Source organism: Shigella dysenteriae, assembly GCF_022354085.1.
GTDB lineage: Bacteria > Pseudomonadota > Gammaproteobacteria > Enterobacterales > Enterobacteriaceae > Escherichia > Escherichia coli.
The window spans coordinates 4,681,597-4,703,855 of the sequence record NZ_CP055055.1; the positions used below are offsets into that span (position 1 = coordinate 4,681,597).

At 51.4% G+C, this 22,259-nt stretch carries 21 protein-coding genes and 1 pseudogene; 13 read left to right on the forward strand and 9 right to left on the reverse strand.

Annotated features, from left to right (window positions below; translation table 11 throughout):
- Window positions 1-58 precede the first annotated feature (58 nt).
- Complete coding sequence (mtlD, locus tag HUZ68_RS22365; protein ID WP_000645434.1) at window positions 59-1,207, forward strand: mannitol-1-phosphate 5-dehydrogenase; 1,149 nt, start codon at window positions 59-61, stop codon at window positions 1,205-1,207.
- Entirely contained in the window at window positions 1,207-1,794 is a 588-nt protein-coding gene (mtlR, locus tag HUZ68_RS22370) for a mannitol operon repressor MtlR (protein ID WP_000228269.1), read from the forward strand. The genes mtlD and mtlR overlap by 1 nt, the downstream gene beginning before the upstream one ends.
- Window positions 1,795-1,805: 11 nt before the next feature.
- Here the strand turns inward: mtlR and yibT are convergent, their stop codons facing one another.
- Window positions 1,806-2,015 (reverse strand): protein YibT, encoded by a 210-nt coding sequence (gene yibT / locus HUZ68_RS22375; RefSeq protein WP_000517100.1) that lies wholly within the window; start codon window positions 2,013-2,015, stop codon window positions 1,806-1,808.
- Window positions 2,016-2,299: 284 nt separating this feature from the next.
- Between yibT and HUZ68_RS22380 the strand changes: the two genes are divergently transcribed.
- Complete coding sequence (locus tag HUZ68_RS22380; RefSeq protein ID WP_000665668.1) at window positions 2,300-2,662, forward strand: YibL family ribosome-associated protein; 363 nt, start codon at window positions 2,300-2,302, stop codon at window positions 2,660-2,662.
- 179 nt (window positions 2,663-2,841) lie between these two features.
- Here the strand turns inward: HUZ68_RS22380 and HUZ68_RS22385 are convergent.
- A protein-coding gene (locus HUZ68_RS22385) for an IS1-like element IS1B family transposase (RefSeq protein WP_095033700.1) occupies window positions 2,842-3,539 on the reverse strand; the annotation gives its coding sequence in 2 pieces (ribosomal slippage) (window positions 2,842-3,290 and window positions 3,290-3,539; 699 coding nt in all).
- Window positions 3,540-3,979: 440 nt separating this feature from the next.
- Here HUZ68_RS22385 and HUZ68_RS22390 point away from each other — a divergent pair.
- The 7 genes and pseudogenes from HUZ68_RS22390 to trmL all read left to right on the forward strand — a co-directional run bounded on the left by HUZ68_RS22390 (window position 3,980) and on the right by trmL (window position 12,597).
- Complete coding sequence (locus HUZ68_RS22390) at window positions 3,980-4,663, forward strand: SadB/YajI family lipoprotein (protein ID WP_033815109.1); 684 nt, start codon at window positions 3,980-3,982, stop codon at window positions 4,661-4,663.
- Window positions 4,664-4,706: 43 nt separating this feature from the next.
- Window positions 4,707-5,411: an ESPR-type extended signal peptide-containing protein gene (locus HUZ68_RS25155; protein WP_001308136.1), complete on the forward strand. Its 705-nt coding sequence runs from the start codon at window positions 4,707-4,709 to the stop codon at window positions 5,409-5,411.
- A 5-nt stretch (window positions 5,412-5,416) separates the two neighbouring features.
- A pseudogene (locus tag HUZ68_RS22395) lies at window positions 5,417-7,924 on the forward strand (YadA-like family protein); the annotation flags it as partial.
- A 426-nt stretch (window positions 7,925-8,350) separates the two neighbouring features.
- Complete coding sequence (gene lldP / locus HUZ68_RS22400; RefSeq protein ID WP_001297977.1) at window positions 8,351-10,006, forward strand: L-lactate permease; 1,656 nt, start codon at window positions 8,351-8,353, stop codon at window positions 10,004-10,006.
- Window positions 10,006-10,782 carry a transcriptional regulator LldR gene (gene lldR, locus HUZ68_RS22405; RefSeq protein WP_000636500.1) on the forward strand — a complete coding sequence of 259 codons (777 nt, stop codon included), beginning with the start codon at window positions 10,006-10,008 and terminating at the stop codon, window positions 10,780-10,782. Before lldP ends, lldR begins: the two co-directional genes overlap by 1 nt.
- The gene (gene lldD, locus HUZ68_RS22410; protein WP_000586976.1) at window positions 10,779-11,969 is read left to right on the forward strand and encodes a quinone-dependent L-lactate dehydrogenase; all 1,191 of its coding nucleotides are present in this window, start codon (window positions 10,779-10,781) and stop codon (window positions 11,967-11,969) included. Before lldR ends, lldD begins: the two co-directional genes overlap by 4 nt.
- A 154-nt stretch (window positions 11,970-12,123) precedes the next feature.
- On the forward strand, window positions 12,124-12,597 hold the full coding sequence (trmL, locus tag HUZ68_RS22415) for a tRNA (uridine(34)/cytosine(34)/5-carboxymethylaminomethyluridine(34)-2'-O)-methyltransferase TrmL (RefSeq protein WP_000932351.1): 474 nt from the start codon (window positions 12,124-12,126) through the stop codon (window positions 12,595-12,597).
- Between the two features lie 52 nt (window positions 12,598-12,649).
- Here the strand turns inward: trmL and cysE are convergent, their stop codons facing one another.
- From cysE to HUZ68_RS22440, 5 genes are all read right to left on the reverse strand, one after another.
- Window positions 12,650-13,471 (reverse strand): serine O-acetyltransferase, encoded by an 822-nt coding sequence (gene cysE, locus HUZ68_RS22420; protein WP_001277561.1) that lies wholly within the window; start codon window positions 13,469-13,471, stop codon window positions 12,650-12,652.
- Window positions 13,472-13,550: 79 nt separating this feature from the next.
- Entirely contained in the window at window positions 13,551-14,570 is a 1,020-nt protein-coding gene (gene gpsA, locus HUZ68_RS22425) for an NAD(P)H-dependent glycerol-3-phosphate dehydrogenase (protein ID WP_001076194.1), read from the reverse strand.
- Complete coding sequence (secB, locus tag HUZ68_RS22430) at window positions 14,570-15,037, reverse strand: protein-export chaperone SecB (RefSeq protein ID WP_000003382.1); 468 nt, start codon at window positions 15,035-15,037, stop codon at window positions 14,570-14,572. The genes gpsA and secB overlap by 1 nt, the downstream gene beginning before the upstream one ends.
- Window positions 15,038-15,099: 62 nt before the next feature.
- Window positions 15,100-15,351 carry a glutaredoxin 3 gene (grxC, locus tag HUZ68_RS22435; RefSeq protein WP_000024392.1) on the reverse strand — a complete coding sequence of 84 codons (252 nt, stop codon included), beginning with the start codon at window positions 15,349-15,351 and terminating at the stop codon, window positions 15,100-15,102.
- A gap of 141 nt (window positions 15,352-15,492) precedes the next feature.
- The gene (locus HUZ68_RS22440; RefSeq protein WP_001156181.1) at window positions 15,493-15,924 is read right to left on the reverse strand and encodes a rhodanese-like domain-containing protein; all 432 of its coding nucleotides are present in this window, start codon (window positions 15,922-15,924) and stop codon (window positions 15,493-15,495) included.
- Window positions 15,925-16,168: 244 nt separating this feature from the next.
- Between HUZ68_RS22440 and gpmM the strand changes: the two genes are divergently transcribed.
- From gpmM to HUZ68_RS22455, 3 genes are read left to right on the forward strand one after another with little or no spacing between them, the layout of a single operon-like run.
- The gene (gpmM, locus tag HUZ68_RS22445; protein WP_001361565.1) at window positions 16,169-17,713 is read left to right on the forward strand and encodes a 2,3-bisphosphoglycerate-independent phosphoglycerate mutase; all 1,545 of its coding nucleotides are present in this window, start codon (window positions 16,169-16,171) and stop codon (window positions 17,711-17,713) included.
- Window positions 17,714-17,746: 33 nt separating this feature from the next.
- Window positions 17,747-19,006, forward strand: coding sequence for a murein hydrolase activator EnvC (gene envC / locus HUZ68_RS22450; protein WP_000196256.1), 1,260 nt, complete (start codon window positions 17,747-17,749; stop codon window positions 19,004-19,006).
- A 3-nt stretch (window positions 19,007-19,009) separates the two neighbouring features.
- Window positions 19,010-19,969, forward strand: coding sequence for a divergent polysaccharide deacetylase family protein (locus tag HUZ68_RS22455; protein WP_000483860.1), 960 nt, complete (start codon window positions 19,010-19,012; stop codon window positions 19,967-19,969).
- On the opposite strand, the gene waaH is transcribed toward HUZ68_RS22455, so the two are convergent.
- On the reverse strand, window positions 19,956-20,990 hold the full coding sequence (gene waaH, locus HUZ68_RS22460; RefSeq protein WP_000982091.1) for a UDP-glucuronate:LPS(HepIII) glycosyltransferase: 1,035 nt from the start codon (window positions 20,988-20,990) through the stop codon (window positions 19,956-19,958). The genes HUZ68_RS22455 and waaH overlap by 14 nt on opposite strands.
- Window positions 20,991-21,228: 238 nt before the next feature.
- A complete protein-coding gene (tdh, locus tag HUZ68_RS22465; protein WP_000646014.1) occupies window positions 21,229-22,254 on the reverse strand; it encodes an L-threonine 3-dehydrogenase in 1,026 nt (341 codons plus the stop codon).
- Between the last annotated feature and the right edge of the window lie 5 nt (window positions 22,255-22,259).

Consider the following 22,259-nt stretch of genomic DNA (forward strand, 5'->3'; position numbering starts at 1 on the left):
TGAGGGAAAAGCCTCACCCCAGCCCTCTCGGGTAAAAACATTGATGAAGGTTAATACTATGAAAGCATTACATTTTGGCGCAGGTAATATCGGTCGTGGCTTTATCGGTAAACTGCTGGCAGACGCGGGTATACAACTGACGTTTGCCGATGTCAATCAGGTGGTACTTGATGCCCTGAATGCCCGTCATAGCTATCAGGTTCATGTGGTAGGTGAAACCGAGCAGGTAGATACCGTTTCCGGCGTCAATGCTGTCAGCAGCATTGGTGATGATGTCGTTGATCTCATTGCTCAGGTTGATTTAGTCACTACCGCCGTTGGCCCGGTAGTGCTGGAACGTATTGCTCCGGCTATCGCCAAAGGGCTGGTGAAACGTAAAGAACAAGGTAATGAATCCCCGCTGAACATCATCGCCTGTGAAAACATGGTACGCGGTACCACGCAGCTGAAAGGCCATGTGATGAACGCCCTGCCGGAAGACGCCAACGCGTGGGTAGAAGAACACGTTGGCTTTGTCGATTCCGCCGTTGACCGCATCGTACCGCCTTCGGCTTCGGCAACTAACGATCCGCTGGAAGTGACGGTAGAAACCTTCAGCGAATGGATTGTCGATAAAACGCAGTTCAAAGGTGCACTGCCGAACATCCCAGGCATGGAGTTAACCGACAACCTGATGGCATTTGTCGAACGTAAACTCTTCACCCTGAACACGGGTCATGCTATAACCGCGTACCTCGGAAAACTGGCCGGTCATCAGACCATTCGTGACGCTATTCTCGACGAGAAAATCCGCGCGGTGGTAAAAGGTGCGATGGAAGAAAGTGGCGCGGTACTGATCAAGCGTTACGGCTTTGACGCTGACAAGCATGCGGCGTACATCCAGAAAATTCTCGGCCGTTTTGAGAACCCGTATCTGAAAGATGATGTAGAGCGCGTAGGCCGTCAGCCGCTGCGTAAACTGAGCGCAGGCGACCGTCTGATCAAGCCACTGCTCGGTACGCTGGAATATGGTCTGCCACATAAAAACCTGATTGAAGGTATTGCCGCTGCAATGCACTTCCGCAGTGAAGATGATCCGCAGGCTCAGGAACTGGCAGCACTGATCGCTGACAAAGGTCCGCAGGCGGCGCTGGCACAGATTTCCGGTCTTGATGCCAACAGCGAGGTTGTATCTGAGGCGGTAACCGCTTATAAAGCAATGCAATAATGGTGGACCAGGCGCAGGACACCCTGCGCCCGAATAACAGATTGTCAGATATGCAGGCAACAATGGAACAAACCCAGGCCTTTGAAAACCGTGTGCTTGAGCGTCTGAATGCTGGCAAAACCGTGCGAAGCTTTCTGATCACCGCCGTCGAGCTCCTGACCGAGGCGGTAAATCTTCTGGTGCTTCAGGTATTCCGCAAAGACGATTACGCGGTGAAATATGCTGTAGAACCGTTACTCGACGGCGATGGTCCGCTGGGCGATCTTTCTGTGCGTTTAAAACTCATTTACGGGTTGGGCGTCATTAACCGCCAGGAATACGAAGATGCGGAGCTGCTGATGGCATTGCGTGAAGAACTAAATCACGACGGCAACGAGTACGCCTTTACCGACGACGAAATCCTTGGCCCCTTTGGTGAACTGCACTGCGTGGCGGCGTTACCACCGCCGCCACAGTTTGAACCAGCAGACTCCAGTTTGTATGCAATGCAAATTCAGCGCTATCAACAGGCTGTGCGATCAACAATGGTCCTTTCACTGACAGAGCTGATTTCCAAAATCAGCTTAAAAAAAGCCTTTCAAAAGTAAGCAACGTCTGCTTACTGCCCCTCTACCTGCTTCGGCCGATAAAGCCGACGATAATACTCCAGACGTTGTAGATATAACGGCACGCTTTCATCGGGTATTCCGGACGGAATCGCGTTACGGGGAGGAAGTTTTTTCAGATACTCCCGGAACGCCTGGCTTGATGCCATGAAATCTACGGCTTTATCGATAAGAAGCGGAACGTTTTCACCTAATTTGCCCATGATGATATCTCCGTATTACCCCGCGCCGGGAATGCGCGGCCGCCAATTTTAGTTTAGGTTCCCGGTAAAGATGACATTAAGGAAAACGTGCTGAATCCTCAATAATCATCCGCTTCTGTTTATTATCTTTTTTCTATAGATTTCTTAATTAATCAATAAATTGCGTAGTTTTTAAGCATATTAATGATTACGTTGCGGAACTATTGCAATGTCATCAGTTGTGAACAAAGCACCTGGTCGCGCATACTAGGGGCTATAAATTTATCTTTATCAGAAGCCATCACATGAAAGAAGTCGAAAAAAACGAAATCAAACGTCTCAGCGATCGTCTGGACGCCATCCGCCACCAGCAGGCCGATCTGTCGCTGGTTGATGCCGCAGACAAATATGCCGAGCTGGAAAAAGAGAAAGCCACGCTGGAAGCAGAAATTGCCCGCCTGCGTGAAGTTCACAGCCAGAAACTGAGTAAAGAAGCACAGAAGCTGATGAAGATGCCGTTTCAGCGCGCAATTACCAAAAAAGAGCAGGCTGATATGGGCAAGCTGAAGAAAAGTGTTCGCGGACTGGTGGTTGTTCACCCAATGACCGCGCTGGGCCGCGAAATGGGCCTGGAAGAGATGACTGGATTCTCTAAGACTGCGTTTTAAGCCCCTCAGACGATTGGTACGATCGTATCAACCCGCATCTGGCTTGCGTTAGCTGGTCAATGCGGGGACTCCCCTGTCTGCTCGCCTAATTACTGAACAATCCACTCCCTCTACATCAATTTACCGCTGGTTGATATTCTGAAAATATATTTTTACCGAAATAGGGTAATGACTCCAACTTATTGATAGTGTTTTATGTTCAGATAATGCCCGATGACTTTGTCATGCAGCTCCACCGATTTTGAGAACGACAGCGACTTCCGTCCCAGCCGTGCCAGGTGCTGCCTCAGATTCAGGTTATGCCGCTCAATTCGCTGCGTATATCGCTTGCTGATTACGTGCAGCTTTCCCTTCAGGCGGGATTCATACAGCGGCCAGCCATCCGTCATCCATATCACCACGTCAAAGGGTGACAGCAGGCTCATAAGACGCCCCAGCGTCGCCATAGTGCGTTCACCGAATACGTGCGCAACAACCGTCTTCCGGAGCCTGTCATACGCGTAAAACAGCCAGCGCTGGCGCGATTTAGCCCCGACGTATCCCCACTGTTCGTCCATTTCCGCGCAGACGATGACGTCACTGCCCGGCTGTATGCGCGAGGTTACCGACTGCGGCCTGAGTTTTTTAAATGGCGGAAAATCGTGTTGAGGCCAACGCCCATAATGCGGGCGGTTGCCCGGCATCCAACGCCATTCATGGCCATATCAATGATTTTCTGGTGCGTACCGGGTTGAGAAGCGGTGTAAGTGAACTGCAGTTGCCATGTTTTACGGCAGTGAGAGCAGAGATAGCGCTGATGTCCGGCGGTGCTTTTGCCGTTACGCACCACCCCGTCAGTAGCTGAACAGGAGGGACAGCTGATAGAAACAGAAGCCACTGGAGCACCTCAAAAACACCATCATACACTAAATCAGTAAGTTGGCAGCATCACCCGAAATAGCAACCTATAAACAATAAAAATATATAGAAGTTATCATTTGTTAATTAACAAGCATTTACGTCTCTTTTTTCGGATTTAATTGTGAAATTTTAATCATCATATTCATAAAATCAACTATCCGTAAAAATTTTTCCAGATATGGTTTCTTCCATGTTTTACATTTATTAATAATCATCCTTAGAATCCACAAAAATAATATATTCATACAAACACAGACATCTTTTGAAACGAATGATACATTTTTATGATGAATGCTTAAAACAATATTTAATCGACACCCATCACTGTCATTAATGTAAAGCAACATAGATCACCAATAATACAATGGACAACTCTACCGGCATTGATCGCTGGTCGGAGGCAATAAGGATTTTTACATGAACTTGAAGAAAATTTTTTTCAGTGCTGCCACTGTTTCAGTTCTCTGCACATTAACGGGATGTGACTACATTGAAGAAGGCAAGCCAGAAAGTAGTTTACTGAAACAACAAGAAGAACATAACAATAAAATTGAGCTAATTGAAAAACAACAAGCACAGCTAAAGAGTCAACTGGAAACTATTCAAAAACAACAAACTGGCATAATAACCAGTACAAAGACTTTAACTCACGTAATTAAATCCGTTAAAGATCAACAAAACACTTTTATTTTTACCGAGTTTAATCCGGCAAAAACGAAGTATTTCATCCTGAACAATGGTTCGGTGGCTTTAGCGGGCCGAGTGTTATCCATTGACGCAACAGAGAATGGCAGTGTTATTCATATTTCACTGGTCAACTTATTAAGTATACCAATCTCAAACATTGGTTTTAATGCGACATGGGGTGGTGAAAAACCTGTCGATGCCAAAGAGTTTGCCCGGTGGCAACAATTACTTTTCAACACATCAATGAAATCCACATTGAAATTATTACCAGGTCAATGGCAAGACATTAATTTGACACTGAAGGGTGTATCGCCGAATAACCTGGGATATCTGAAGTTAGCCATCAATATGGAGAATATTCAGTTTGACAACCTTCCCTCTGCTGAAAATCGGCAGAAAAGAAGCAAAAAATAAATGCAGCTTCTGCGCTTATATCAAGGAATAGAGAACATCATTAATGAACAAAATATTTAAAGTTATCTGGAACCCTGCGACAGGGAATTATACTGTTACCAGCGAAACGGCAAAAAGCCGTGGCAAGAAATCCGGGCGCAGTAAGCTGTTAATTTCTGCCGTGGTTGCGGGTGGGTTGTTGTCGTCGTTTGAGGCACTGGCAACAGGTAATGAACCTGGTACACCTGTTGGCACAGGATCTGGCTGGGTTGCTATAGGCCAGGAATCACAGGCAAATGCTTTTACCGATGGTAATGGTGCCAGTACTGCAGTGGGTTATAAAGCTTTCGCTGAAGGAACATGGAGTTCCGCTATTGGCGCCATGACCCATGCAATTGGTCCGGCTTCAATGGCATTCGGGGTTAATGCCGTCTCAACCGGTCAACGAAGTATCGCTATGGGCGCATCGTCAAGTTCAGTGGGTCAATATTCGATGGCACTTGGGCGATATGCGAATTCGGGTGGTGATTATTCGATCGCGCAAGGGGATAAATCCAATGCTGCTGGTCTGAATGCCATTGCAGTGGGAAGAAGCAGTAGTGCGGCAGGCGAGAAAGCCACTGCGCTGGGCAACGCAGCTAAAGCTACTGAGATTATGAGTATTGCTCTTGGCGACAGCGCCAATGCGTCAAAAGCGTATTCAATGGCGCTGGTAGCAAGTAGCGTCGCATCTGAAGAAAACGCAATTGCCCTGGGGCGTAGCAGTTAGCTAGCGGTACTGACAGCCTCGCATTAGGCAGACAAACACTTGCCAGTACAGCGAACGCTATTGCGATAGGTGCTGAGAGCAAAGCCGCTGAAAATGCGACGGCCGTTGGTACCAAAGCGGAGGCCAATGGACTTAATAGTATCGCGTTGGGCTCTGGGGGTATTGCAGATGCCGATAACACGATTGCTCTGGGCAATCAAAGCCTGGCAGTAGCTGCTGGTGCAATTGCCATCGGTCAGGGGAATAAAGCTGACGGCGCAAATGCTATCGCGCTGGGTAATGGTAGTGTTACAGGTGGCGCAAATGCTATTGCTCTTGGACAAGGTAGTTATGCCGGTTTAGAAAATGGCATTGCAATTGGTGGTCAAGCCAGTGCTCAAGGGACAAATTCCGTTGCTCTGGGTGCGGGTTCTGTAGCGACTGAAGATAATTCCGTCTCTGTGGGTAACACAACAGATCAGCGAAAAATTGTCAATATGGCAGCAGGTGATATCAGCACTAGCAGTACTGATGCCATAAATGGATCACAGCTTTATGCTATCAGTAAGTCAGTAGCGGACCGTCTTGGTGGGGGGGCTACCGTCAATGCGCAAGGTGTCGTTACTGCCCCGAATTACAGACTGAAAAATGGTATTTATGGCAATGTTGGCGATGCTTTAGCGGATCTAAACAATAACACGATACAATGGGACTCCGTTAAAAAGGGATATAGTGCGGCACATGGTACAGATGCCACCAGCACCATCACCAACGTTAAAGCCGGCACTATTTCTGCTACCAGTACGGATGCGGTTAACGGTTCTCAGTTGAATGCGACGAATATGATGATTGAGCAGAACAGCCAAATCATCAATCAGCTTGCTGGTAACACCGACGCAACCTATATCGAAGAAAATGGCGCTGGTATCAACTACGTTCGTACTAACGACAACGGTTTAGCCTTTAACGATGCAAGCGCCTCTGGTGTCGGCGCTACAGCTGTAGGTTATAACGCTGTCGCGTCTGGTGCCAGCAGCGTAGCCATTGGTCAGAACAGCAATAGCACCGTTGATACCGGTATTGCGCTGGGTAGCAGCTCCGTTTCCAGCCGTGTGATTGCCAAAGGTTCTCGTGACACTAGCGTAACGGAAAATGGCGTGGTGATTGGTTATGACACCACTGACGGCGAACTGCTAGGTGCATTGTCAATTGGTGATGACGGTAAATACCGCCAAATCATCAACGTAGCTGATGGTTCCGAAGCCCATGACGCCGTTACGGTTCGTCAATTGCAGAATGCGATTGGTGCGGTCGCAACCACGCCAACCAAGTACTTTCACGCCAACTCAACGGCAGAAGACTCACTGGCCGTTGGTGAAGACTCGCTGGCAATGGGTGCGAAAACTGTCGTTAATGGTAATGCAGGTATTGGTATCGGTTTGAACACTCTGGTTCTGGCTGATGCGATCAACGGCATTGCTATCGGCAGTAACGCACGCGCAAACCATGCAAACAGTATTGCAATGGGTAACGGTTCTCAGACCACCCGTGGTGCACAGACTGGCTACACCGCCTACAACATGGACGCACCGCAGAACTCTGTAGGTGAGTTTTCTGTTGGTAGTGAAGACGGTCAACGTCAGATCACCAACGTCGCAGCTGGTTCAGCGGATACCGATGCGGTCAACGTAGGTCAGTTGAAAGTAACGGATGCGCAGGTTTCCCAGAATACCCAGAGCATTACTAACCTGAACAATCAGGTCACTAATCTGGATACTCGCGTTACTAATATCGAAAACGGTATTGGCGACATCGTAACCACCGGTAGCACCAAGTACTTCAAGACTAACACCGATGGCGTAGATGCCAATGCCCAGGGTAAAGATAGCGTTGCTATTGGTTCTGGTTCCATTGCTGCCGCTGACAACAGCGTCGCTCTGGGTACAGGCTCCGTGGCCAACGAAGAAAACACGATCTCTGTGGGTTCTTCTACCAACCAACGCCGTATCACCAACGTAGCTGCCGGTGTTAATGCCACCGATGCGGTTAACGTGTCGCAGCTGAAATCTTCTGAAGCAGGCGGCGTGCGCTACGACACCAAAGCTGATGGTTCTATCGACTATAGCAATATCACCCTCGGTGGTGGCAACGGCAGTACGACTCGTATCAGCAACGTCTCCGCTGGCGTCAACAACAACGACGCGGTGAACTACGCGCAGTTGAAGCAAAGCGTGCAGGAAACGAAGCAATACACCGATCAGCGGATGGTTGAGATGGATAACAAACTGTCTAAAACTGAAAGCAAGTTGAGCGGTGGTATCGCTTCTGCAATGGCAATGACCGGTCTGCCGCAGGCTTACACTCCAGGTGCCAGCATGGCCTCTATTGGTGGCGGTACTTACAACGGTGAATCGGCTGTTGCTTTAGGTGTATCGATGGTGAGCGCCAATGGTCGTTGGGTCTACAAATTACAAGGTAGTACCAATAGCCAGGGTGAATACTCCGCCGCACTCGGTGCCGGTATTCAGTGGTAATGATCCATTAAGTTAGTGTGACTAAGGGCAAACGCCAAATTGCCTGATGCGCTACGCTTATCAGGCCTACAGGGTGATTCTGCACATTCCTATAGGCCGGGTAAGGTGTTCACGCCGCATCTGGCAAGATAAGGCGCTCCGGGTCAACAATCTAAGGGCAATTCTCTGATGAGGATTGCCCTTTTCTTTACCAGACATCTCCCCCCACAAGAATTGGCCCTACCAATTCTTCGCTTATCTGACCTCTGGTTCACAATTCCCCAATTAAAACTCACATCAATGTTGCCAATACATAACATTTAGTTAACTATTCATTGTCATTATCCCTACACAACACAATTGGCAGTGCCACTTTTACACAACGTGTGACAAGGAGATGAGCAACAGACTCATTACACGATGTGCGTGGACTCCAGGAGACCTGCAATGAATCTCTGGCAACAAAACTACGATCCCGCTGGGAATATCTGGCTTTCCAGCCTGATAGCATCGCTTCCCATCCTGTTTTTCTTCTTTGCGCTGATTAAGCTCAAACTGAAAGGATACGTCGCCGCCTCATGGACGGTGGCAATCGCCCTTGCCGTGGCTTTGCTGTTCTATAAAATGCCGGTCGCTAACGCGCTGGCCTCGGTGGTTTATGGCTTCTTCTATGGTTTGTGGCCCATCGCGTGGATTATTATTGCAGCAGTGTTCGTCTATAAGATCTCGGTGAAAACCGGGCAGTTTGACATCATTCGCTCGTCTATTCTTTCGATAACCCCAGACCAGCGCCTGCAAATGCTGATCGTCGGTTTCTGTTTCGGCGCGTTCCTCGAAGGAGCTGCAGGCTTTGGCGCACCGGTAGCAATTACCGCCGCATTGCTGGTCGGTCTGGGCTTTAAACCACTGTACGCCGCCGGGCTGTGCCTGATTGTTAACACCGCGCCAGTGGCATTTGGCGCGATGGGCATTCCAATCCTGGTTGCCGGACAGGTAACAGGTATCGACAGCTTTGAGATTGGTCAGATGGTGGGGCGGCAGCTACCGTTTATGACCATTATCGTGCTGTTCTGGATCATGGCGATTATGGACGGCTGGCGCGGTATCAAAGAGACGTGGCCTGCGGTCGTGGTTGCGGGCGGCTCGTTTGCCATCGCTCAGTACCTTAGCTCTAACTTCATTGGGCCGGAGCTGCCGGACATTATCTCTTCGCTGGTATCACTGCTCTGCCTGACGCTGTTCCTCAAACGCTGGCAGCCAGTGCGCGTATTCCGTTTTGGTGATTTGGGTGCATCGCAGGTTGATATGACGCTGGCTCACACCGGTTACACGGCGGGTCAGGTGCTGCGTGCCTGGACACCGTTCCTGTTCCTGACCGCCACCGTAACACTGTGGAGTATCCCGCCATTTAAAGCCCTGTTCGCTTCGGGCGGCGCGCTTTATGAATGGGTGATCAACATTCCGGTGCCGTATCTCGACAAACTGGTTGCTCGTATGCCGCCGGTCGTCAGCGAAGCTACCGCTTACGCCGCCGTATTTAAGTTTGACTGGTTCTCTGCCACTGGCACCGCCATTCTGTTTGCTGCACTGCTCTCAATTGTTTGGCTGAAGATGAAACCGTCTGACGCTATCAGCACCTTCGGCAGCACACTGAAAGAACTGGCCCTGCCCATCTACTCTATCGGTATGGTGCTGGCGTTCGCCTTTATCTCTAACTATTCCGGGCTGTCATCAACACTGGCGCTGGCACTGGCGCACACCGGTCATGCTTTTACCTTCTTCTCACCGTTCCTTGGTTGGCTGGGGGTATTCCTGACCGGGTCGGATACGTCATCTAACGCCCTGTTCGCCGCGCTGCAAGCCACCGCAGCACAACAAATTGGCGTCTCTGATCTGTTGCTGGTTGCCGCCAATACCACCGGTGGCGTCACCGGTAAGATGATCTCCCCGCAATCTATCGCTATCGCCTGTGCGGCGGTAGGCCTGGTGGGCAAAGAGTCTGATTTGTTCCGCTTTACTGTCAAACACAGCCTGATCTTCACCTGTATGGTGGGCGTGATCACCACGCTTCAGGCTTATGTCTTAACGTGGATGATTCCTTAATGATTGTTTTACCCAGACGCCTGTCAGACGAGGTTGCCGATCGTGTGCGGGCGCTGATTGATGAAAAAAACCTGGAAGCGGGCATGAAGTTGCCCGCTGAACGTCAACTGGCGATGCAACTCGGCGTATCACGTAATTCACTGCGCGAGGCGCTGGCAAAACTGGTGAGCGAAGGCGTGCTGCTCAGTCGACGCGGCGGCGGGACGTTTATTCGCTGGCGTCATGACACATGGTCGGAGCAAAACATCGTCCAGCCGCTAAAAACGCTGATGGCCGATGATCCGGATTACAGTTTCGATATTCTGGAAGCCCGCTACGCCATTGAAGCCAGCACCGCATGGCATGCGGCAATGCGCGCCACACCTGGCGACAAAGAAAAGATTCAGCTTTGCTTTGAAGCAACGCTAAGTGAAGACCCGGATATCGCCTCACAAGCGGACGTTCGTTTTCATCTGGCGATTGCCGAAGCCTCACATAACATCGTGCTGCTGCAAACCATGCGCGGTTTCTTCGATGTCCTGCAATCCTCAGTGAAGCATAGCCGTCAGCGGATGTATCTGGTGCCACCGGTTTTTTCACAACTGACCGAACAACATCAGGCTGTCATTGACGCCATTTTTGCTGGTGATGCCGACGGGGCGCGTAAAGCAATGATGGCGCACCTTAGTTTTGTTCACACCACAATGAAACGATTCGATGAAGATCAGGCTCGCCACGCACGGATTACCCGCCTGCCCGGTGAGCATAATGAGCATTCGAGGGAGAAAAACGCATGATTATTTCCGCAGCCAGCGATTATCGCGCCGCAGCGCAACGCATTCTGCCGCCGTTCCTGTTCCACTATATGGATGGTGGTGCATATTCTGAATACACGCTGCGCCGCAACGTGGAAGATTTGTCAGAAGTGGCGCTGCGCCAGCGTATTCTGAAAAACATGTCCGACTTAAGCCTGGAAACGACGCTGTTTAATGAGAAATTGTCGATGCCGGTGGCGCTAGGTCCGGTAGGTTTGTGTGGCATGTATGCGCGTCGTGGCGAAGTTCAGGCAGCCAAAGCGGCGGACGCGCATGGCATTCCGTTTACTCTCTCGACGGTTTCCGTTTGCCCGATTGAAGAAGTCGCGCCAGCCATCAAGCGCCCAATGTGGTTCCAGCTTTATGTACTGCGCGATCGCGGCTTTATGCGTAACGCGCTGGAGCGAGCAAAAGCAGCGGGTTGTTCGACGCTGGTTTTTACCGTGGATATGCCGACACCGGGCGCACGCTACCGTGATGCGCATTCAGGTATGAGCGGCCCAAATGCGGCAATGCGCCGCTACTTGCAAGCGGTGACACATCCGCAATGGGCGTGGGATGTGGGCCTGAACGGTCGTCCACATGATTTAGGTAATATCTCAGCTTATCTCGGCAAACCGACCGGACTGGAAGATTACATCGGCTGGCTGGGGAATAACTTCGATCCGTCCATCTCATGGAAAGACCTTGAGTGGATCCGCGATTTCTGGGATGGCCCGATGGTGATCAAAGGGATCCTCGATCCGGAAGATGCGCGCGATGCAGTACGTTTTGGTGCTGATGGAATTGTGGTTTCTAACCACGGTGGCCGCCAGCTGGACGGTGTACTCTCTTCCGCCCGTGCACTGCCTGCTATTGCAGATGCGGTGAAAGGTGATATCGCCATTCTGGCGGATAGCGGAATTCGTAACGGGCTTGATGTCGTGCGTATGATTGCGCTCGGTGCCGACACCGTACTGCTGGGTCGTGCTTTCCTGTATGCGCTGGCAACAGCGGGCCAGGCGGGTGTAGCTAACCTGCTAAATCTGATCGAAAAAGAGATGAAAGTGGCGATGACGCTGACTGGCGCGAAATCGATCAGCGAAATTACGCAAGATTCGCTGGTGCAGGGGCTGGGTAAAGAGTTGCCTGCGGCACTGGCTCCCATGGCGAAAGGGAATGCGGCATAGTCGTTTGCGCCCCCTCACCCTAACCCTCTCCCTCAGGGAGCTGTCTCTTGATCAGATCTCCTGATCAAGAGACAGGGGGAGGGCCGGGGTGAGGGGAAAAGGCCGCACTGCTCACCAATTTTCTGCTATCCTGCCCCCGCACTAAGGGGGCAGTATGCTAAACATCGTACTTTACGAACCAGAAATTCCGCCAAATACTGGCAACATCATCCGTCTTTGCGCTAATACCGGCTTTCGTCTGCATATCATCGAACCGATGGGATTTGCCTGGGACGATAAGCGCCTGCGCCGCGCGGGGCTGGACTATCACGAGTTTACCGCCGTTACGCGTCATCATGACTACAGCGCGTTCCTCGAAGCAGAAAATCCCCAGCGCCTGTTTGCCCTCACCACGAAAGGTACGCCTGCTCACAGCGCCGTAAGCTATCAGGATGGCGATTATCTGATGTTCGGCCCGGAAACACGCGGCCTGCCAGCGAGCATTCTTGATGCCCTGCCCGCTGAACAAAAAATTCGGATTCCGATGGTGCCAGACAGCCGCAGCATGAACCTGTCCAATGCGGTGTCGGTAGTGGTGTATGAAGCCTGGCGGCAGCTGGGATATCCGGGAGCGGTGTTGAGAGATTAGTTACGCCATGCCGGATAGATGATTACATCGCATCCGGCACGATCACAGGACATCAGATCCCATCCCCATACTCAAATGTATGGTTAATACCGTTGAAATGCTGGTCCATATCCATTGATGGCTTATCGCTGTCTGGTTTACCGACAATGCGTGCCGGAACGCCAGCGGCGGTGGTATGCGGCGGCACCGGTTGCAGCACCACGGAACCTGCGCCAATCTTCGCGCCGCGCCCAACTTCAATATTGCCGAGAATCTTCGCGCCCGCGCCAATCATCACGCCTTCACGAATTTTCGGGTGACGGTCGCCACCAGATTTACCCGTACCGCCAAGCGTCACAGATTGCAGAATCGATACGTCGTTTTCAATCACCGCCGTTTCACCAACGACGATGCCTGTCGCGTGGTCAAGCATGATACCGCGACCAATTTTTGCTGCCGGGTGAATATCGACCTGGAACGTCACAGAAACCTGGTTTTGCAGAAAGATTGCCAATGCGCGACGCCCCTGATTCCACAACCAGTGACCGATGCGATAGGCCTGCAAGGCATGAAAACCCTTCAGGTATAACAACGGGGTTGAGTATTTATCGACTGCCGGGTCGCGGGTACGCACCGCCTGAATATCACAGGCCGCAGAGGCGATCATTTCCGGGTCAGCGGCGTAGGCTTCTTCCACCACTTCACGGATAGCAATAGCAGGCATAATTGGCGATGACAGCTTGTTCGCCAGCATGTAGCTCAGTGCACTGCCAAGGTTTTCGTGCTTGAGTAGCGTCGCGTGGTAAAAACTGGCCAGCATTGGCTCACAGTCCGCCAGCGTTCTGGCTTCGGCTTTAATATTGTTCCAGACAATTTCCAGTTCTTCACACGACATTGCTTACTCCACACGATGAGATAATGACCGGCCCGTTCTGCGCGGGCCGGGTCATAGCGGTAACAAAGGTTCCCTGGGGTTAGTGGCTGCTGCGCTCGTCCTTGCGTGCACGACCTAATAACGTCAATGCTGCCTCGCGCGCGTTTTTTCCGCAATATAATACTTGATAAATTTCCTCGGTTATTGGCATTTCAACGCCGAAGCGATGCGCCAGTTCGCGGACTTCTTTCGTATTGCGGTAGCCTTCCACCACCTGACCAATCTTCTCCTGCGCGCTTTGTACATCCATGCCCTGACCGAGCATCATGCCAAAACGGCGGTTACGCGACTGGTTGTCGGTACAGGTAAGCACCAGATCGCCCAGCCCCGCCATGCCCATAAAGGTGGCAGGATCGGCACCCAGCGCCGCGCCAAGACGCGACATTTCAGCCAGGCCACGGGTGATTAGCGCCGTACGCGCATTCGCGCCAAAACCGATACCGTCGGACATCCCCGCGCCAATGGCAATGACGTTTTTCACCGCGCCGCCAAGCTGCACGCCAATGAAATCCGGGTTACTGTAAACGCGGAAACTTTTACCGCAGTGCAGCAGCTGCTGAAGATCATCAGCAAAAGTTTGGTCGGTCGAGGCCAGCGAAATGGCTGTCGGTAAACCTGCCGCCAGTTCTTTCGCAAACGTTGGGCCAGAGATAACCGCCAGCGGAATTTGATCGCCTAACGCCTCGCGGGCCACGTCCTGTAACAGACGCCCGGTTTCCGCTTCCAGCCCTTTGGTCGCCCACACCAGACGCGCATCAGGACGCATCAGCGGTTTAATCTGGCGCAGCACTTCACCAAAGACATGGCTGGGTACGACGACGAGAATATTACGGCTGGCTGCCAGCGCAGTGGCGAGATCGCTTTCAAGATGGAGTGTATCGGGAAAAGGCACATCGGGGAGAAACGCGGCGTTACAGCGGTCGCGTTCAAGCGTTGCGATATGTTCAGGGTCATGGCCCCAGAGGACAACCTCGTGGCCATTTCTTGCCAGGGTAATGGCAAGAGCGGTGCCGTACGAGCCGGCACCGATCACAGTCATTGAAGCATTACGTTGGTTCATCAGGCATCCTGATGTTCTTCAGTACCTTCGCCAGCCTGCTGCTGCAAATAGTTCATGAACAGCGCATCGAAGTTAACCGGCGCAAGGTTCAGTTGCGGGAATGTACCGCGGGATACCATGCTGGTGATGCACTCACGAGCATACGGGAACAGAATGTTCGGGCAGTATGCGCCCAGGCAATGTGCCATCTGGGTGCCTTCGATACCCGCGATGGAGAAAATACCGCCCTGCTGAACTTCACACAGGAACGCGGTTTCTTCGCCCAGGGAGGCCGTTACGGTAACACGCAGTACCACTTCGTAAACGTCATCTGCCAGTTGAGTAGATGCCGTATCCAGATCAAGTTTAACTTCTGGCTGCCAATCTTTCTGGAAAACGTGCGGCGCGTTCGGCGCTTCGAAAGAAATATCCTTGGTATAAATACGTTGGATCTGGAAAGTCATTTCGGTGTTGTTTTGTTCTGACATGTGTAGAAAACCCTTAAGTGTTGTCCTTAAATACTGCGCAATGTAATGCCAACGTTCACACGTTATTTCAGCAGGGGATCCAGTCCACCACGTGCATCCAATGCATACAAGTCATCACAGCCGCCAATGTGCTGTGCGTCAATAAAAATCTGGGGAACCGTGGTGCGACCGCTGCGTTTGATCATCTCTTCACGCTTGGCGGCGTTGCCATCGATCGGCAGCTCCTGGAAACTCACGCCCTTGCTGCTCAGCAGTGCTTTTGCACGATGGCAATACGGGCAGGTTTCTTTGGTATAGATTTCAACATTGGCCATAAATTAGCTCCTGTTTTTTTACCCTGAAATTTCATGTTGCAGGGCGGCAGCAAAATGGAGTGTCCCCAGAAGCTTATAACAATAAGTCGCTGGGGGCCTAATTGCAGCTAACGGCCTGCATCATGAAAGACGACAGGTAAATTATTTGCCGCGCACCAAAGGCAAGTTTTCGCCAGCCCAGCCAGCGACGCCTTCTTTCAGCACGAATACTTGCGCAAAACCAGCTTTCGTCAGTGCGTTTGCAGGCTCCTGGCACTGCATGCCAGAACCGTCTACCACAATAACCGGTTTGTCTTTGTGCTTCTCAAGCTCACCAACATTGTTGGCTTTGATTTCGCTCGGCAACAGATTAATAGAACCTGCGATATGGCCTTTACGGAAGTCATCACGCTGACGTAAATCCACAACCACAGCGTCTTCTTTGTTGATCAGACGCGTAGCTTCACCACGAGTAATCACCTTCACTTTCGAGGTCAGGCTCTTAAACGTAGTCACAAGAACCGCCACCAGTAACGCGATCCAGGCGATACTCAGTATGGGATGACGGCCAACAAATTGCATAATTTCTTGCATGGGGGGTAACAACTCCCGACGTAGTGATTAAAAAAACCAGGAAAGGAGTATACCTGCGCGGTGCGGCAAATACAGCCAGCGCGTTAACTGGAATGCAATTTTGCGGGGCGCGACGAAAAAAAAGCGTAAATCTGGCATCGGCTTGCCGCGAGCGGTCGTATATTTTGATCTTCAGAGGCTATTTTATCGATTCAGCTGTAGTAAAATTACGCAAATTTTGACTCTTGAGTATGAGGTTGTCGCAATGTCGGTTTCTAAAAAACCTATGGTACTGGTGATTCTGGATGGCTATGGCTATCGCGAAGAACAGCAGGATAACGCCATTTTTAGTGCTAAAACCCCGGTAATGGATGCACTGTGGGCCAATCGTCCGCATACCCTGATCGACGCTTCCGGTCTGGAAGTCGGTCTGCCTGACCGTCAGATGGGTAACTCCGAAGTAGGCCACGTTAACCTGGGTGCCGGCCGCATCGTGTATCAGGACCTGACTCGTCTGGACGTTGAAATCAAAGATCGCGCTTTCTTTGCTAATCCGGTGCTGACTGGCGCGGTAGATAAAGCGAAAAACGCAGGTAAAGCAGTACACATTATGGGTCTGCTCTCCGCAGGCGGCGTACACAGCCACGAAGATCACATCATGGCGATGGTAGAACTGGCAGCTGAACGCGGCGCAGAAAAAATCTACCTGCACGCATTCCTTGACGGTCGCGACACTCCGCCGCGCAGTGCTGAATCCTCGCTGAAAAAATTTGAAGAGAAATTTGCCGCGCTGGGTAAAGGCCGCGTAGCGTCCATCATTGGTCGTTACTACGCGATGGACCGCGATAACCGTTGGGATCGCGTTGAAAAAGCTTATGACCTGCTGACTCTGGCGCAGGGTGAGTTCCAGGCCGATACCGCCGTTGCTGGTTTGCAGGCTGCTTATGCTCGCGACGAAAACGACGAGTTCGTGAAAGCGACCGTTATTCGTGCAGAAGGTCAGTCAGATGCGGCAATGGAAGACGGCGATGCGCTGATTTTCATGAACTTCCGTGCTGACCGCGCGCGTGAAATCACTCGTGCTTTCGTGAACGCTGATTTCGATGGCTTCGCGCGTAAGAAAGTGGTTAACGTCGATTTCGTGATGCTGACCGAATACGCCGCTGACATCAAAACTGCGGTTGCTTACCCACCAGCTTCCCTGGTTAACACCTTCGGCGAGTGGATGGCGAAAAACGACAAAACTCAGTTGCGTATTTCCGAAACCGAAAAATATGCCCACGTTACTTTCTTCTTCAACGGTGGCGTAGAAGAGTCGTTCAAAGGCGAAGATCGCATTCTGATCAACTCACCGAAAGTAGCTACCTACGATCTGCAACCGGAAATGAGCTCCGCAGAGCTGACCGAAAAACTGGTTGCGGCCATCAAGAGCGGCAAATACGACACCATCATCTGTAACTATCCGAACGGCGACATGGTAGGTCACACCGGTGTGATGGAAGCGGCGGTTAAAGCGGTTGAAGCACTGGATCACTGCGTGGAAGAAGTCGCGAAAGCGGTTGAGTCCGTGGGTGGACAACTGCTGATCACCGCTGACCACGGTAACGCTGAGCAGATGCGCGATCCGGCAACGGGTCAGGCACATACGGCACACACCAACCTGCCAGTTCCGCTGATTTACGTTGGCGATAAGAACGTGAAAGCGGTTGAAGGCGGCAAACTTTCTGACATCGCGCCGACCATGTTGTCGCTGATGGGTATGGAAATCCCGCAAGAGATGACTGGTAAGCCGCTGTTCATCGTGGAATAATCCCTCCCCATGAGGGGAAAGGCGATTAATACCATGACACGGGCCGTGAAACCGCGCAGGTTTGCAATCAGGCCCATCATCTACGCCAGCGTTCTTAGCGCTGGCGTATTGTTGTGCGCCTTTTCCGCCCACGCGGATGAGCGTGACCAACTCAAATCTATTCAGGCCGATATCGCCGCGAAAGAGCGCGCGGTACGCCAAAAGCAACAACAACGCGCAAGCCTGCTCGCACAATTGAAAAAGCAGGAAGAAGCGATCTCTGAAGCCACCCGTAAGCTGCGCGAAACGCAAAACACGCTCAATCAACTCAATAAACAGATTGATGAGATGAACGCGTCGATTGCCAAACTGGAGCAGCAAAAAGCCGCCCAGGAGCGCAGCCTCGCCGCACAACTGGATGCCGCATTCCGTCAGGGCGAGCATACCGGTATTCAGCTGATTCTCAGCGGTGAAGAAAGCCAGCGTGGACAGCGTTTACAGGCTTATTTCGGCTATCTCAACCAGGCGCGACAAGAAACCATTGCCCAGTTGAAGCAAACGCGTGAAGAAGTCGCCATGCAGCGTGCTGAACTGGAAGAGAAACAGAGCGAGCAACAAACGCTGTTATATGAACAGCGCGCCCAACAGGCGAAACTGACTCAGGCGCTGAACGAGCGTAAAAAGACGCTGGCAGGGCTGGAGTCTTCCATCCAGCAAGGTCAGCAACAGTTGAGCGAGCTGCGCGCCAACGAATCCCGTCTGCGTAACAGCATTGCCCGTGCGGAAGCCGCGGCGAAAGCGCGTGCAGAACGAGAAGCACGTGAGGCCCAGGCGGTTCGCGACCGCCAGAAAGAAGCGACGCGTAAAGGCACCACCTACAAACCGACTGAAAGCGAAAAATCGCTGATGTCCCGTACCGGTGGTCTGGGCGCGCCGCGTGGTCAGGCATTCTGGCCGGTTCGCGGGCCGACGCTGCATCGCTATGGCGAACAGCTACAGGGTGAATTACGCTGGAAAGGGATGGTGATTGGTGCCTCTGAAGGTACTGAAGTTAAAGCGATTGCCGACGGTCGGGTGATTCTGGCTGACTGGCTGCAAGGCTACGGTCTGGTGGTGGTGGTTGAGCATGGTAAAGGCGACATGAGTCTTTACGGCTATAATCAGAGCGCACTGGTGAGCGTTGGTTCGCAGGTTCGCGCGGGCCAGCCAATTGCACTGGTGGGCAGCAGTGGCGGTCAGGGTCGGCCTTCACTCTATTTCGAAATTCGCCGCCAGGGTCAGGCGGTCAATCCACAGCCGTGGTTGGGAAGATAAGTTTTGTTTCCATTTCGTCGTAACGTTCTTGCATTTGCCGCTCTGTTGGCGCTCTCCTCCCCCGTACTTGCTGGCAAACTTGCCATCGTCATTGATGATTTTGGGTATCGCCCGCACAACGAAAACCAGGTGCTGGCGATGCCTTCCGCTATCTCCGTCGCTGTATTACCCGATTCACCGCACGCCAGAGAGATGGCGACCAAAGCGCATAACAGCGGTCACGAAGTGTTGATTCATCTCCCGATGGCACCGTTGAGTAAACAGCCGCTGGAGAAAAATACGCTACGCCCGGAGATGAGCAGCGACGAAATTGAGCGCATTATTCGTAGTGCGGTCAATAACGTGCCCTATGCCGTGGGGATCAACAACCACATGGGCAGCAAGATGACCTCTAACCTGTTTGGTATGCAGAAAGTGATGCAGGCGCTGGAGCGTTACAATCTTTACTTCCTCGACAGCGTAACCATCGGTAATACCCAGGCGATGCGCGCCGCGCAAGGCACTGGCGTGAAGGTGATCAAACGGAAGGTATTCCTCGACGATTCGCAAAATGAAGCGGACATCCGTGTGCAATTTAATCGCGCAATTGATCTGGCGCGTCGCAACGGTTCAACCATTGCCATTGGGCATCCTCACCCTTCAACGGTACGCGTGCTACAACAGATGGTTTATAACCTGCCGCCAGACATTACGCTGGTGAAAGCCAGCAGCTTGCTGAATGAACCGCAGGTTGATACGTCTACACCGCCGAAAAACACTGTGCCCGACACACCGCGTAATCCGTTCCGTGGCGTGAAGCTGTGCAAACCGAAGAAACCGATAGAACCTGTTTATGCTAATCGCTTCTTTGAAGTATTAAGCGAAAGCATCAGCCAGAGCACGCTGATCGTTTACTTCCAGCATCAGTGGCAAGGCTGGGGCAAACAGCCCGAAGCGGCGAAACTTAACGCTAGCGCAAATTAAAGGCGCTACGCGTAATGCGATGGTGCGACCGCGTTTTGTCGCGCCATTGCCATAAGCGGAAAGACCACAGTAACGCCTGATAACCCACCTTCACGCTGCGCACATTGGTAATCAGGCGCTTATACATACCGGAAGTAAATATCTCGGCAATCATCCGTTGGCGGGTAAGAATATCCGGCTCTTTGCGCACCGCATGGCAAACACGCAATGCTTCGTAAGTTATTTGCTGATGAAATTCCGGATAAATCGTAATTTTGTCGGCATAATTTCGATTTAATTTCTCCAGCAGGCGGGTAATCTTAATATAGTGACGTTGATAATTAAGGTTTTTATTCCCTTGTCTATGCAACCGACTCACTGACGTATTATGCAGATAATATTTATATAATGATTGCTCGGTATATCGCGCACGCAGCGCATTAAACATGAATTCTGTTGTCCAGACAATATCCTGATGATGTAATCCGGCAATAAATTTAATGTTATTTTTAACAATAACATCGCGGCGATAAACCCCCATCCAGACAACGTGAGTCCAACGGCGCGAAGAAAGCCCCATCCGCAGCCAGTCCGGGCCGGTTAATACACCGGTTGAGCGAAGGCGATCGCTGGGGATGGATTGCCAGGTTTCTCCCGTTTCACGAAAACACCAGTCAGCGTTGCACTGCGCCACGTCGAGGTCGTCCTCTAACGCCATGGTCATCAGCGTTTCGTACATGGTGGGATAGACTTCATCGTCAGCATCGACAAAAGCGACATATTTGCCCGTTGCCACTTCAATCCCACGATTACGCGCCACCGATGCGCCAGCATTCGCCTGATGCAACAAACGAACGTGCGGATAGTTTTCTGCGTAATGCTTTGCTATTTCAACAGAATTATCCGTTGAACCATCGTTAATAATAATGATTTCCAGAGCAGTCCAGGTTTGCGTAATTAAAGATTCCATACAAGTGCGGAAATCATCGCCCGCATTATATAACGGAATAATAACACTAAGTTTATTGGTGCTGTTCATCATAAATTACCGACGACCTCTGAAGTTATCCTGACGTTTTACAGGCTTTGTATTAAGAAACTATTAAGCCTGTGAGATATTATTTTTACAGGTGAGAGAGTCACTTCAGGGTAGAGAGATAATGAGAGCAGCTATATAAGAGATCAGCACAATTACGAACTCTTTATTACACTGACAGGATTTTACATATTTAACAGATTATCCTCAGATAAAAGGGCTGGAATACCAGCCCTTGTTCGTGTTAATCCCAGCTCAGAATAACTTTCCCGGACTGGCCCGAACGCATAGCGTCAAAGCCCTTCTGGAAATCATCGATAGAGAACCGATGAGTAATGATCGGCGAGAGATCGAGGCCAGACTGAATCAGCGCCGCCATCTTGTACCAGGTTTCAAACATCTCACGACCGTAAATGCCTTTAATGAACAAGCCCTTAAAGATCACTTTTGTCCAGTCTATCGACATGTCAGAAGGTGGAATACCCAGCATCGCAATGCGACCGCCGTGGTTCATGGTGTCGAGCATGGTACGAAACGCTGGCGGCGCACCAGACATTTCCAGACCGACATCAAAGCCTTCGGTCATGCCTAACTCCGCCATCACGTCATTGAGATTTTCTTTGGCGACGTTAACCGCACGGGTGATACCCATTTTACGCGCCAGCTCAAGGCGGTATTCATTAACATCCGTGATCACCACGTTGCGTGCACCAACGTGTTTCGCCACCGCCGCAGCCATGATACCTATCGGCCCTGCACCAGAGACCAGCACATCCTCGCCAACCAGATCGAACGACAGCGCGGTATGCACGGCGTTACCGAAGGGATCAAAAATGGAAGCCAGGTCGTCGGAGATATTGTCTGGGATTTTGAAGGCGTTGAACGCCGGGATCACCAGATATTCGGCGAAGCAGCCCGGACGGTTAACGCCGACGCCGATCGTGTTGCGGCACAGATGGGTACGACCGCCACGACAGTTGCGACAGTGACCGCAAGTGATATGGCCTTCGCCAGAAACGCGATCGCCAATCTTGAAGCCTTTCACTTCCTGACCAATACCTACCACTTCACCGACATATTCATGGCCCACGACCATCGGCACCGGGATGGTTTTTTGCGACCACTCATCCCAGTTATAGATGTGAACGTCAGTCCCGCAGATGGCTGTTTTACGGATTTTAATCAGCAGATCGTTATGCCCGAGTTCCGGTACAGGAACGTCGGTCATCCAGATGCCCTCTTCCGCTTTCAGTTTGGATAACGCTTTCATCTCAC

Bases quoted from the DNA above. Each gene is read 5' to 3' on its own strand.
- HUZ68_RS22380 (WP_000665668.1), top strand. From the start codon at position 2,300: ATGAAAGAAGTCGAAAAAAACGAAATCAAACGTCTCAGCGATCGTCTG.
- tdh (WP_000646014.1), bottom strand. From the start codon at position 22,254: ATGAAAGCGTTATCCAAACTGAAAGCGGAAGAGGGCATCTGGATGACC.
- yibT (WP_000517100.1), bottom strand. From the start codon at position 2,015: ATGGGCAAATTAGGTGAAAACGTTCCGCTTCTTATCGATAAAGCCGTA.
- HUZ68_RS22390 (WP_033815109.1), top strand. From the start codon at position 3,980: ATGAACTTGAAGAAAATTTTTTTCAGTGCTGCCACTGTTTCAGTTCTC.
- trmL (WP_000932351.1), top strand. From the start codon at position 12,124: ATGCTAAACATCGTACTTTACGAACCAGAAATTCCGCCAAATACTGGC.
- mtlR (WP_000228269.1), top strand. From the start codon at position 1,207: ATGGTGGACCAGGCGCAGGACACCCTGCGCCCGAATAACAGATTGTCA.
- waaH (WP_000982091.1), bottom strand. From the start codon at position 20,990: ATGATGAACAGCACCAATAAACTTAGTGTTATTATTCCGTTATATAAT.
- grxC (WP_000024392.1), bottom strand. From the start codon at position 15,351: ATGGCCAATGTTGAAATCTATACCAAAGAAACCTGCCCGTATTGCCAT.
- mtlD (WP_000645434.1), top strand. From the start codon at position 59: ATGAAAGCATTACATTTTGGCGCAGGTAATATCGGTCGTGGCTTTATC.
- lldR (WP_000636500.1), top strand. From the start codon at position 10,006: ATGATTGTTTTACCCAGACGCCTGTCAGACGAGGTTGCCGATCGTGTG.
- lldP (WP_001297977.1), top strand. From the start codon at position 8,351: ATGAATCTCTGGCAACAAAACTACGATCCCGCTGGGAATATCTGGCTT.
- cysE (WP_001277561.1), bottom strand. From the start codon at position 13,471: ATGTCGTGTGAAGAACTGGAAATTGTCTGGAACAATATTAAAGCCGAA.
- lldD (WP_000586976.1), top strand. From the start codon at position 10,779: ATGATTATTTCCGCAGCCAGCGATTATCGCGCCGCAGCGCAACGCATT.
- envC (WP_000196256.1), top strand. From the start codon at position 17,747: ATGACACGGGCCGTGAAACCGCGCAGGTTTGCAATCAGGCCCATCATC.
- HUZ68_RS25155 (WP_001308136.1), top strand. From the start codon at position 4,707: ATGAACAAAATATTTAAAGTTATCTGGAACCCTGCGACAGGGAATTAT.
- secB (WP_000003382.1), bottom strand. From the start codon at position 15,037: ATGTCAGAACAAAACAACACCGAAATGACTTTCCAGATCCAACGTATT.
- gpmM (WP_001361565.1), top strand. From the start codon at position 16,169: ATGTCGGTTTCTAAAAAACCTATGGTACTGGTGATTCTGGATGGCTAT.
- gpsA (WP_001076194.1), bottom strand. From the start codon at position 14,570: ATGAACCAACGTAATGCTTCAATGACTGTGATCGGTGCCGGCTCGTAC.
- HUZ68_RS22440 (WP_001156181.1), bottom strand. From the start codon at position 15,924: ATGCAAGAAATTATGCAATTTGTTGGCCGTCATCCCATACTGAGTATC.